Consider the following 10,332-nt stretch of genomic DNA (forward strand, 5'->3'; position numbering starts at 1 on the left):
CCGACATCCACGCGGGGATCACCACGGCGGTGATCGTGAACACCGCGGTCGTGGTCCTCGGGATCCTCACCACCGTCCTCTTCCTCCGCACCAAGGCCGCGAAGGACGTGGCCGCCGCCGGCTGATCCGCCGGCCGAAGAGACCCCCTCCCTCCGGGAAGCGTCCCCGGCACGGTCGTCAGACCCGCTCCCGTCGACCGTGCCGGGCCGCCTCCCTCCTTCTCAAGGAATGTGATGGACCTCCGTATCGAAAACCGCGTGTACCTCGTCACCGGTGCGTCGTCCGGCATCGGCGAGGCGACCGTCCGCCTGCTCGCCGCCGAAGGAGCCACCGTCGTCGGCGTCGCCCGCAAGCCGTGGAGCACCGACGCCCTCGGTGAGCGGGTCAGCACCCTCACCGCCGACCTCACCGACCCCGCCGCGGCCCGGCAGGTCGCCGACGCCGTGGCCGAGCGCCACGGCCGGCTCGACGGCCTCGTCAACAACGTCGGTGCGCTGGAATCCCGTACCGGCTTCCTCGACGTGACCGACGAACAGTGGTGGAACACCTTCGAGGTCAACTTCCACTCCGCCGTCCGGATGACCCGCGCGGCCCTGCCCGCACTCCTGGAGTCCGGAGCCGGCTCCGTCGTCCACGTGGCGAGCGAGGCCGCCCGCTACCCCGACCCCGGCATCGTCGACTACGCGAGCTCCAAGACGGCGCTGCTCACCCTCTCCAAGTCCCTTGCCGCGGAGTTCGGCGCACGGGCGGTCCGTTCGAACGTGGTCTCCCCGGGGCCCACCCGCACCGCGCTCTTCGACGCCCCCGGCGGCTTCGCCGAGCAGCTCGGCGAGCGGTTCGGGCTGCCCGCCGACGAGGCCGTCGAGCACTTCATCCGTGAGGAACGCCGGCTTCCCAGCGGCCGCATCGGTACCCCCGAGGACGTCGCCGGTGTCGTCGCGTACCTGCTCTCGCCCCTCGCGGGCCAGGTCACCGGCGCCGAATGGAGCGTCGACGGCGGCGCCCTGCGGCAGATCTGATCCGGCGATGCGTGCTTCCCTCCTCGCCCTCGCGGTCGGTGCCTTCGGGATCGGGACGACCGAGTTCGTCATCGTCGGCCTGCTCCCCGAGGTGGCCGACGACCTGTCCGTGTCCATCCCCTCCGCCGGCATGCTGGTCACCGGCTACGCCCTGGGCGTGGTCGTCGGCGCACCGCTGATGACCGCGGCCGGTGCCCGGCTGCCCCGCAAGACCATGCTTGTCGTGCTCATGGCTATATTTGTCGCCGGCAACCTGCTCTGCGCGCTCGCCGGCGACTACGCCTCCCTCATGGGCGGGCGGCTGATCGCGGCCCTGACGCACGGCGCGTTCTTCGGGATCGGCTCCGTCGTCGCCGCCGACCTCGTGGCCCCGGACCGGAGAGCCAGCGCCATCGCCCTGATGTTCACCGGACTCACCCTCGCCAATGTGCTCGGTGTACCCCTGGGCACCTTCCTGGGACAGCAGTTCGGCTGGCGCTCGACCTTCTGGGCGGTGACCGGGATCGGGATCGTCGGACTGCTCTCCCTGATCACCCTGGTCCCGGCGCAGCCCGCGCCGCAGACCGGGGCCCTGCGCGGCGAACTCGCCGTCTTCCGCAGGCCCCAGGTGTGGCTGGCGCTGACCACCACGGTCCTCGGCTTCGGCGGCGTCTTCGCCTCCTTCACCTATCTCGCGCCGATGATGACGGAACTGGCAGGCTTCTCCGACGGCGCGGTCGCCTGGCTCCTCGTCCTCTTCGGCGCCGGGCTCTGCGTGGGCAACGTACTCGGCGGCCGGGCCGCCGACCGGGCCCTCATGCCCAGCCTGTACCTCATCCTCGGCGGCCTCTGCCTGGTGCTCGTGGTCTTCACCTTCACCTCGCGGGCCGCCCTGCCCGCCGCGGTCACCCTGGCCGCCTTCGGGGCGATCGGCTTCGCCACGGTGCCGCCGCTCCAGGCCCGCGTGATGCAGCAGGCGGCCGGGGCCCCGGCCCTCGCCTCCGCCGCGAACATCGCGGCCTTCAACCTCGGCAACGCCCTCGGCGCGTGGCTCGGCGGCCTCGCCGTCGCCCACGGCCTGGGCTGGACCTCGCCGACCTGGATCGGAGCCGGACTGGCCGCCGCCGGTCTGGGCACCGCGGCCCTCTCCGGCCGGCTCGACCGCAGGGCCGGCCGGGACCGCAACCCGCTCCCCGCACCCCCTCTCCCCACCGACTCCCTCCCCACCGACTCCCTCCCCACCGACTCCCTCCCCACCGAACGGTCCAGCCCTGGACCGCTCCCCGCACGGGACCCCGCCGCCGGTGCCGGGCACGTCCCCCACCCCATCGTCGAACAGAATTCGAGGTAGTTCCATGAACGGTGTCGATCGCCGGACCATGCTCACCCGCAGCGCGGCCGTCGTCGGAGGCGCGGCCGTGGCCGGCGCGCTCGCCGGCCCCGCCGCGGCGGCCACCGACCCCGCCGCCTCCGCGGCGCCCGGCGCGTTCGCCGGAACCGGAGCCGTCGTACGTCCGGGCGACCCGCGCTACGAGATGCTCACCACCGGCAACAACCAGCGCTTCGTCGCACGCCCCGACTACGTCAAGATGGTCCGCTCGACCGCGGACGCCGAACGGGCCCTGAGAGACGCCGTCCGGGCCCGCAAGCGGGTCTCCGTACGCAGCGGCGGACACTGCTTCGCCGACTTCGCCGCCCACCCCGAGACCGAGGTCATCATCGACTTCTCGGAGATGACCCACGTCGGCTACGACCCCGCACGCCGCGCCTTCGTCGTCGAGGCGGGCGCCCGTCTGATCAACGTGTACGAGGCCCTCTACAAGGGCTGGGGCGTCACCATACCCGGCGGCATCTGCTACAGCGTCGGAGCCGGCGGCCACATCGTCGGCGGCGGCTACGGGCTGCTCTCCCGGGCCCACGGCCTGGTCGTCGACCACCTCTACGCCGTGGAGGTGGTCGTGACGAACGGCAAGGGAGGCGTCCGCACCGTCGTCGCCACCCGCGAGAAGAACGACCCCCACCGCGACCTGTGGTGGGCGCACACCGGCGGGGGCGGCGGCAACTTCGGCCTGGTGACCCGCTACTGGTTCCGCTCCCCGGGCGCCACCGGCTCCGAACCCTCCGAGCAGCTGATATCGCCGCCGTCGAAGGTCCTCGTGAGCGCCCTCGACTTCCCCTGGGAACAGCTGACGGAGGCCAAGTTCACCCGGCTCCTGAAGAACTTCGGTGCCTGGCACGCCGCCCACAGCGCCCCCGACAGCCCCTACCGCAACCTCTCCAGCCTGTTCAACGTCAGCTCCAAGGCACACGGCAGCCTGGGCATGTTCACCCAGGTCGACGCCACCGTACCGAACGCCCGCCGACTGCTCGACGACTACGTGGCGGCCATCACCGCCGGTACGGGTGTCACCCCCCGGGCGCTGACCCGCGCCACCGGCGAGCTGCCCGCCATGCCGCAGTTCGCCGAGCCCAGAACCCTGCCCTGGCTCCAGGCGACCCGGCTCGTCGGCACCAACAACCCCACCATCACCAACCCCACCTCGCGCGGAGCGCACAAGTCCGCGTACATGCGCAAGAACTTCACCGACCATCAGATCTCGGCGCTCTACCGCTACATGAGCCGACCGGACTTCAAGAACCCCGACACCATGCTGGTGCTCTTCTCCTTCGGCGGCCAGGTCAACGCCGTCGCCCCCGACGCGACGGCCAACGCGCAGCGCTCGTCCATCTTCAAGATGTGCTTCCAGACCTTCTGGCAGGAGGAGAGCGAGGACGCCTTCTACCTGGGCTGGCTGCGCGACCTGTACGAGGACTTCTTCTCGGCGACCGGTGGCGTGCCCCTGATCGACGACAGCACCGACGGCTGCTACATCAACTACCCCGACCGCGACATCACCGACCCCCGCCGCAACCGCTCCGGCGTGCCGTGGCAGACGCTCTACTACAAGGACAACTACCCGCGCCTCCAGCAGGTCAAGAAGCGCTACGACCCGTCCGACTTCTTCCGCCACTCCATGTCGATCAAGCCTGCCCGAGGCTGATCCCGGACGGATGACGGCCGGCGGTCCACCGCCGGCGGTCCGGCGTCCCCCACGCGACCCTGCCCGCGGTCCCACGACCGTCATCCCTGCTCAGAAGCCCCGCACTCCCTCCCCCGGAGTGCGGGGCTTCTTGCGTTCCCGCCCAACTGTTCGAGTGCCCGAGGGAGTTCGTTGACTGTCCGGGCGGCTCCGGGAAAGCTGGTGACCGGCCGGAAAGAGGGCAGCCGAAAAAGCCCCCTCGCAGAGCGATCCGATCCCCTGGCCACTCCCTCGCACCTCCCCGCGGCACCGCCGTGCCGCCTCCTTCCCCCGACATGCCACGGCCCGATTCCCAACGCGCCAGAAAGAAGAGGAAGCCATGCGTTCCGTCGCCGTAGTCCTCGGCACCCGGCCGGAAGCCATCAAGTTCGCGCCGGTCATCCGCGCCCTCCAGGACGACCCGCGCTTCCAGCCCGTCGTGATCTCCACCGGGCAGCACCGCCAGATGCTGGACGACACCCTCGACGCCTTCGGCCTCACCGCCGACGTCGACCTGAAAGTGATGGCGCCCAAGCAGACCCTCTCCCAGGTCACCTACCGATCGCTGCGCGGCCTGGAGGACTACTTCGCCGCCTCGCCCGCCGACGCGGTCCTTGTCCACGGGGACACCGCCACCACCCTCACCGGCGCGCTGGCCGGATTCCACCTGCGGATCCCCGTCGTCCACGTCGAGGCCGGGCTGCGCAGCGGCCGGCTCGGCTCGCCCTTCCCCGAGGAGGGCAACAGACGACTCGTCGCCCAGGTCGCCGCCCTCCACCTGGCCCCGACCCCCGGCAACCTCGCGAACCTGCTCCGCGAGGGCATCACCGCCGACACCGTCACCGTCACCGGCAACACCGTCATCGACGCCCTGCGCTGGGCCAGCGGCCGCGCGGAGAGCTACGGCGACCCCGCCCTGGCCGACCTCGACGACGACCCGCGCCGGATCGTCCTCGCCTCCGCGCACCGCCGCGAGGCCTGGCCGCACCTGCCGCAGATCGGCCGGGCCCTCGCCCGCATCGCCGACGAGCCCGGCGTACGCGTGGTCGTACCGCTCCACCGCAACCCCGTCGTACGCGAGGCACTCCTGCCGCACATCGGCAGCCACCCGGGCATCACCGTCACCGACCCGCTGCCCTACCTCAGCTTCTGCAAGCTCATGGGCCGCGCCGACCTCATCGTCTCGGACAGCAGCGGCAGCCAGGAGGAGGGCCCCGCCCTCGGCAAGCCCACGCTCGTCCTCGGCGACGTCACCGAGCGCTCCGAGGCCATCGTCGCCGGCACCGCCTGCCTCGTCGGCACGGCCACCGAGGGCATCGTCTCCCACACCCTGGAGCTGCTGCGCGACCGGGCCGCCTACGACCGCATGGCCAACGCCGCCAACCCCTACGGCGACGGACGGGCCACCGAACGCACCGTCGCCGCCCTCGCCCACTTCTTCGGAATGGGCCCCGCGCCCGAACCCTTCGTCCCCGACGACGCCGTCGACGAGCTCAGCGTCGAGCTCGCCCGTACGGCCGACTTCGCCCGCACCTGAGCCCCCGCCCGGGCCCGCACCCCGCGCCCGGACCCGAACGAGAGGAGCACGCATGAGCGCCACCCCGTCCGCCATCGAACGCCCGCTGAACTTCAGCACCCCGTACCTCAGGGCCCACCTCGTGCGCGACGCGGTGGACTACACCGTCGAAGGACGCACCATCGTCGTCAACCCCGGCGTGACGCCCGTGACCATCGCGGAGGAGCCCCGCAAGACCATCCCCCCGCTCTCCTCCACCGTCCTCGCCGACACCCGCATCGAGAAGGCCGACGCGCTCCTGCTGCTGCGCTCAGCCCCCGACGGCAGCGACATCACCGGCATCACCGGGGAACCCGGCTGGTCCCACCTCGCCGACCTCCTCGGCCCCGGCGAGTTCCCCCGCGAAACCGCCCTCCACCGCAGCCCCCAGGACGACATCAACACCGTCCTGTTCGACCCGGCCCACGTACTCGGGGAGCGCGAGACCCCCACGGACCTGCGCGAGTTCAACGTCCGCGCCAACCTCTGGTTCTCGCCCGCCGGCACCGACTGCGCCGTCCACAACAGCCACGACTTCATCGAGGTCCACACCCAGGTCCACGGCCTCGGCCGGATGCAGCGCTTCCGCGACCGGGACCACGCCTCGCTCTACCAGGACGTCCTGATGAGCCCCGGCTACACCACCCCGGACCCGTTCTGCGCCACCGGCCCCCAGTGCACCTACCACTACCCCTGGCACCAGTACCGGGCGGACACCGACTGCATCTGGCTCGCCATCGAATACCACCCCGTACCCCGCGCGCTGCGCACCCTCTTCCCCGTGACCACCCCGAACCCCCTGGAGAACCACTCGTGACCACCACCGGCAACACCAACGAGACCACCCTGCGCGCACCGAAGTTCACCGCCGAGGTCGTCGCCGACCAGCTCCGCGACGGCTACTGGCTGGAGGCCCCGGACATCAACGGCGACGGCAAGCCCGACCTCTTCGGCTACGGGCTCCGCCTGGGCGAGATCTACTGGTACGCCAACGACGGCGACTGGACCCGCCGGCTGATAGCCGACCGGATCAAGATGCCCGTCGGCGCCGACTACGCCGACGTCACCGGCAACGGCCACCCCGACGTCATCGTCTGCTACGACCTGTACGGCCCGATCGGCACGATCCACGACGCCAACACCGAAGGCGGCAAGATCGACTGGCTGGAGAACCCGGGCACCCCCGACAAGGACGAGTCCCGCTGGAAGCGCCACTACGTCGGACGCGCCACCGGCATGCACCGCCTGCGCGCCGGCCACTTCACCCGCACCGACCGCCTCCAGATCATCGGCCTGCCGATCGTCGCCAAGGAGGACGTCCACGCCGTACTGCCCGTCGTGCTGTTCACCCAGCCCGACGACGTGCACACGGCGGAGGAATGGGAGATGACCGTCATCGACGACAGTCACTTCCGGATGATCCACGGCGCGGAGAAGAAGCGCGGCCTGATCCCCGGCTCCGACCTGGAGTCCCTGCTGCTGGCCTCCGACGAGGGCGTCACCTGGCTCCACTACGACGCAGACCGCCAGGAGTGGGTCCGCGAACTCGTCGGCACGGGCGAACTCACCCAGTTCGAGCAGACCGGGTTCCGCGGCAGCGGCGACCTCAACGCCGGCCGCCTCGGCGACGACCCGATGGCCTATGTCGCCGCCATCGAGCCCTTCCACGGCAACACCGTGGCCGTCTACACCAAGGCCGGCGAAGGCCAGGGCTGGAACCGCGTCCTGCTCGACGTCTACGGCGACCCCAACGAGAACGGCGAGGGCCCCGGCCACCAGATCGTCTGCGCCGACTTCGACGGCGACGGCGACGACGAGTTCCTCGTGGCGCTCCGCGGCCCGTGGCCGTGGCAGGGCGTCATGTACTACAAGGCGATCGACGCCGCCAACGGCATCTGGGCCAAGTGGCGCGTCTCCGACGAGTCCGTCGCCCGCATCGCCACCGCCGACTTCAACGGTGACGGCCGCCTGGACTTCGCCACCATCGCGTACTCCGTGCAGAACTACTACGTGGCCAAGGACGCCAAGCTCATGCTCTACCGCAACCAGATCGAGCAGTAAGGGGCCTTGCGCGCCGGGTCCGGCGCCCTCACCGGCCCCCGCGCCCCGGCCCCGTACCCACCACCCCGTACCCCGACGGGCAGTCCCGCCCCCGCGACGCCCCCCGAGAGGGTACGGCGCACCGCCCGGGCCCGGTTCCCGCCGCACGGCGGACCACGGCCCGGGCGGGCCGTCCCTCCCGAAACCCTTCCGCACCCTTCACTCTTCCGAAAGAGCGATTCCCTGTGGCCTCCACGACGTCCTCCGACGCCGCGAAGCGGGCGAAGCTGCCCTCACTGACCGGCCTGCGGTTCTTCGCCGCCCTCTCCGTCTTCTTCTTCCACGCGTCCCTGACCGACTCCCCGATCCCGCCCAACGCCCCCATCAACCCCTTCGCCGACGCCACCATCGCGGACGGGTTCTCCACCGCCTTCGGCAAGGCCGGCTACCTGGGCGTCTCCTTCTTCTTCGTCCTCTCCGGCTTCGTCCTCGCCTGGGCGGCCAAGCCCGGCGAGCGGGTCACCGCCTTCCTCCGCCGCCGACTGCTGAAGATCTACCCCAACCACATCGTGGTCTTCGCCGCCGCGATGCTCCTCTTCGCCGGCTCGGCCGTCACCGGCGTCGCCGACTGGCTCCCGAACCTCCTCCTCATCCACACCTGGTGGCCGCAGCCCACGGTCAACCTCAGCGTCAACCCGCCCAGCTGGTCCCTCGGCAGCGAGCTGCTCTTCTACATGCTCTTCCCGGCGCTCATCGTCCCGATCCGCAGGCTCCGCGGGCGGACCGCCCTGTGGGGCTGGAGCGCCGCGATGATCGCCGGCATGGTCGCCGTCCAGCTGGTCGCCACCTACTTCGTCCCCGACACCCCGAAGTCCACCATCACGCCCATCTCCGGGATGCAGTTCTGGTTCGGCTACCTGCTGCCCGCCGGCCGTCTCTTCGAATTCGTCCTCGGCATCCTGCTGGCCCGCATCGTCCTCGCGGGACTGTGGCCGCGCCGCGTCGGCTTCGGTCTCTCGCTCGTCCTCACGGTGCTCGGCTACGCCGCCGCCCTCGTCGCGCCGTTCCAGTACGGGTTCGTCGTCGCGACGATCATCCCGGTCGCCGCGCTGATCGGCGCCACCGCCCACGCCGACGTGCAGGGCCGCACCACCTTCCTGCGCAGCCGGCCCATGGTCTGGCTCGGCGAGGTCTCCTTCGGCTTCTACCTCGTCCAGGGCGTCACGATCTTCTACCTGCGCTCGCTGCTCGGTGAGAACACCTACAGCGTCCCGGTCGCCCTGCTGGTGATCGCCGGCTTCTTCGCCGCCTCCCTGCTCGGCGGCTGGCTCCTGTACCGCTTCGTGGAGATGCCCGCCATGCGCCGCTTCGGCCGCGCCAGGCCCCGTACGCCCTCCGCGCCGGCCCCGGCTCCGGCCGGCGAGCCGTCCGGGGACCGGACCCCGGTCAGCGCGGCCACCCGCGACTGACCCGCCCGCCCCACCGGCCCCCGCTCCACCGGCCCCTCGTACTACCGCTCACCGCCCGCGTCGGCCTCCGCCGGCGCGGGCTCCGGCGTACCCCGGCCCGCACCCGCCGCCCCGGCGGTCAGACTCGACAGCATGCGCAGCGCCGCGTCGGAGGGGGAGGACTCGGGGGCACTGTAGAGCAGCATCCGGTGGTTGGTGCCGTCGGTCAGGTGCAGGTTCTCGAAGTCCAGGGTCAGCGGGCCCACCACCGGATGGTGCAGCGTCTTCGTACCGACCGTGCAGTCCCGCACCGGATGCTTGGACCACAGCGAGGCGAAGTCCGGGCTCTGCAGCATGAGCGAGCCGATGAGCTCGGCCAGCGCACGGTCCTCGGGATTGCGCCCGGCGACCAGGCGCAGCGCCGCCAGGGCGACACGGGCCTCGCTCTTCCAGTCCGTGTACAGCTCCCGCGTGTGCGCGTCGAGGAACAGCATCCGCGTCAGGTTCGGACGTACGACGGGATCGCCGGGGCTCGCGAAGTCCAGGTGCCCGGCGAGCAGGGCGTGGCCCAGCGGGTTCCAGGCGAGCACGTTGTTGCGGCCGTCCAGGACCACGGCGGGGACCTGCGGCATCGCGCCGATCAGCCGGCGCGTGGTGTCGCGGGCGTACTCGGGGCGGGGAGACGGGGCCCGCTTGGCGCGCGGCGGACGGGCCAGGTTGTGCAGGTGGGCGTGCTCGTCCGGGGTCAGGCGCAGCGCACGGGCCAGGGCGTCGAGGACGCTGTCCGAGGCGTTCGTGCTCTGCCCCTGCTCCAGGTGCGTGTAGTACGTGATGCTCACGCCGGCCAGCAGGGCGAGCTCCTCGCGCCGCAGCCCGGGCACGCGCCGACGGGTGCCGTGGGACGGGAGCCCGACGTCCTCGGGCTGGAGCTGCGCGCGACGGTTACGGAGGAACTCGCCCAGAGCGGTCGGTGTGTCCATGCGTTCCAGTGTGCCGGGGGAGGGCGCCGAACGCTTCCCCGGAAGGTGGCCCTGGGAGTGCTAGCTTGCGCGGCGCCAGCACAACCAGAGGGCTGGGTAAGCCCTCGCGGCCGGTCCAGAGTCGATGACGCAACACACCGTTGCGTGAGCGAGAGGGAGTCTGGCGATGTCGGTTGTTGAGGGTGCGCGGGTTGATTCGGGTGCGGGGGAGGTGCCGCCGGCCCGGTTGGACGGGCGTTTGAGGTTGGTTCT

At 71.5% G+C, this 10,332-nt stretch carries 8 protein-coding genes; 7 read left to right on the plus strand and 1 reads right to left on the minus strand.

Annotated features, from left to right (window positions below):
* Nucleotides 1-233 precede the first annotated feature (233 nt).
* The 7 genes from ACIPXC_RS34595 to ACIPXC_RS34625 all read left to right on the plus strand — a co-directional run bounded on the left by ACIPXC_RS34595 (nt 234) and on the right by ACIPXC_RS34625 (nt 9,121).
* Nucleotides 234-1,019, plus strand: coding sequence for an SDR family NAD(P)-dependent oxidoreductase (locus tag ACIPXC_RS34595; protein WP_401626356.1), 786 nt, complete (start codon nt 234-236; stop codon nt 1,017-1,019).
* Nucleotides 1,020-1,026: 7 nt separating this feature from the next.
* Nucleotides 1,027-2,349, plus strand: coding sequence for an MFS transporter (locus tag ACIPXC_RS34600; RefSeq protein WP_401626360.1), 1,323 nt, complete (start codon nt 1,027-1,029; stop codon nt 2,347-2,349).
* Nucleotides 2,350-2,353: 4 nt separating this feature from the next.
* Nucleotides 2,354-4,039, plus strand: a complete 1,686-nt coding sequence (locus ACIPXC_RS34605) for an FAD-dependent oxidoreductase (protein ID WP_401626363.1) — start codon at nt 2,354-2,356, stop codon at nt 4,037-4,039.
* 358 nt (nt 4,040-4,397) lie between these two features.
* On the plus strand, nt 4,398-5,594 hold the full coding sequence (gene wecB / locus ACIPXC_RS34610) for a non-hydrolyzing UDP-N-acetylglucosamine 2-epimerase (protein WP_401626365.1): 1,197 nt from the start codon (nt 4,398-4,400) through the stop codon (nt 5,592-5,594).
* A gap of 52 nt (nt 5,595-5,646) precedes the next feature.
* Nucleotides 5,647-6,429: a hypothetical protein gene (locus ACIPXC_RS34615; protein WP_401626367.1), complete on the plus strand. Its 783-nt coding sequence runs from the start codon at nt 5,647-5,649 to the stop codon at nt 6,427-6,429.
* Nucleotides 6,426-7,673 (plus strand): FG-GAP repeat domain-containing protein, encoded by a 1,248-nt coding sequence (locus ACIPXC_RS34620; protein ID WP_401626370.1) that lies wholly within the window; start codon nt 6,426-6,428, stop codon nt 7,671-7,673. Before ACIPXC_RS34615 ends, ACIPXC_RS34620 begins: the two co-directional genes overlap by 4 nt.
* Before the next feature lie 224 nt (nt 7,674-7,897).
* On the plus strand, nt 7,898-9,121 hold the full coding sequence (locus tag ACIPXC_RS34625) for an acyltransferase family protein (RefSeq protein ID WP_401626374.1): 1,224 nt from the start codon (nt 7,898-7,900) through the stop codon (nt 9,119-9,121).
* Between the two features lie 41 nt (nt 9,122-9,162).
* On the opposite strand, the gene ACIPXC_RS34630 is transcribed toward ACIPXC_RS34625, so the two are convergent.
* A complete protein-coding gene (locus ACIPXC_RS34630) occupies nt 9,163-10,080 on the minus strand; it encodes a helix-turn-helix domain-containing protein (RefSeq protein ID WP_401626377.1) in 918 nt (305 codons plus the stop codon).
* Nucleotides 10,081-10,332: the final 252 nt, after the last annotated feature.

The organism is Streptomyces sp. NPDC090021 (assembly GCF_044748225.1).
In the GTDB taxonomy this organism is placed as follows: Bacteria; Actinomycetota; Actinomycetes; order Streptomycetales; family Streptomycetaceae; genus Streptomyces.